This window comes from Bartonella capreoli, from assembly GCF_902813205.1.
Classification (GTDB): domain Bacteria; phylum Pseudomonadota; class Alphaproteobacteria; order Rhizobiales; family Rhizobiaceae; genus Bartonella; species Bartonella schoenbuchensis.
The window spans coordinates 1-505 of record NZ_CADDZX010000146.1 but is presented as its reverse complement, the minus strand read 5'-3'; the positions used below and the strand labels follow the sequence as shown (position 1 = coordinate 505).

The window sequence follows — 505 nt, the reverse complement described above, 5'->3', positions numbered from 1 at the left end:
GCTGTTGCTGATCATTTATTACGTACTTGGAAAAACAGTGGCAGCGGTCTTGCAAGTGTAGAAGGGCTTGCGGGAGGTGATTGGGTATTGATTGATACAGGTGATATTATTGTTCATATTTTTCGTCCGGAAATTCGTCTCTTTTACAATTTAGAAAAAATGTGGCTTGTACCAGAGTTAAACAATATAAAATCGGTTCTTTTTGGAGATCATTAACATGCAAATTTCTATTTTTTCTGTTGGTCGCATGAAGAAAGGAGCAGAGCACAAATTGGTTGACCATTATTTGGATCGTTTTTCTAAAAGTTCTGGAGCTATAGGGGTTCATTTAAAAAAATTAAAGGAAATATCAGAAAGTCGTGCTCAGACAGCATGTCAGCGTATGGAAGAAGAGGGAAGAAAGCTTATCGAATTTCTGCCTGAAAAATGTCGACTAATCGTGTTAGATGAGCGTGGAAAGTCGATTTCGTCATCTGCTTTTGCGGAAAAAATACAGTTTTATCGT

The 505-nt window shown here is 37.4% G+C and carries 2 protein-coding genes; both read left to right on the top strand.

Annotated features, from left to right (window positions below; translation table 11 throughout):
• On the top strand, window positions 1–216 hold a 216-nt coding region (rsfS, locus tag J7R05_RS07780; RefSeq protein ID WP_208541824.1), incomplete at its 5' end, for a ribosome silencing factor.
• A 1-nt stretch (window position 217) separates the two neighbouring features.
• On the top strand, window positions 218–505 hold a 288-nt coding region (locus J7R05_RS07775), incomplete at its 3' end, for a 23S rRNA (pseudouridine(1915)-N(3))-methyltransferase RlmH (RefSeq protein ID WP_208541823.1).